1 protein-coding gene and 1 pseudogene are annotated in these 675 nt (G+C 67.3%); both read left to right on the top strand.

The features are described 5' to 3' along the window. On the top strand, positions 1 to 499 hold a 499-nt coding region (locus AC1DY5_RS57840), incomplete at its 5' end, for a biotin/lipoyl-containing protein (RefSeq protein ID WP_478123071.1). Continuing rightward, a pseudogene (locus AC1DY5_RS57835) lies at positions 500 to 675 on the top strand (biotin synthase BioB); the annotation flags it as partial.

Here is a 675-nt window from a genome sequence, read left to right as displayed (position 1 = left end):
GCACAAGCCGGTGTCGGTCACCGATTTCCACGGCCAGAACGGCTCCAGTGCGGTGGCGGTGGGCGAGCGCAGCTACAAGATCGACAGCCGGGCGCCGCTCGGCAGCATCCGGGTCGAAGGCATCGTCAACAACCGGGCCTTCATCGCCCAGGTCGAACGCGGTGCGGGCAAGAATCCGCTGTCGCTGCGGGTGGTGCACAACGGCACGCAGATCGAGGCGATGGTGCTGTCGCCGCTCGGTGCGCGGCTGCTGTCGCTGATGCCCTACAAGGCGCCGCCGGACCTGAGCAAGTTCCTGATGTCGCCGATGCCGGGGCTGCTGGTCGAGGTTTCGGTGCAGCCCGGCCAGCAGGTCCAGGCGGGCGAGAAGCTCGCGGTGATCGAGGCGATGAAGATGGAGAACGTGCTGTTCGCTACGCAGGACGGCGTGGTCGGCCACATCGCCGCGGCCAAGGGCGAATCGCTCTCGGTCGACCAGGTCATCATGGAGTTCGCATAGATGGGAGCCAATGACCTCATGGCCGGCGAGCCCCGGACCGTCACTCTGCATCGTCCACCGGCGGCTTCCGCGGCACCGCGCGGCCCCTGGTCGGTGGAGGTGGTGCAGGCGCTGCTTGACAAGCCCTTCAACGACCTGCTGTTTCAGGCGCAGACGGTGCATCGCGCGCATTTCCC

The organism is Variovorax sp. P4_D9 (genome assembly GCF_056401695.1).
Note: the sequence above shows the minus strand (reverse complement) of the source record. Positions and strands in the feature narration are given on the sequence as shown.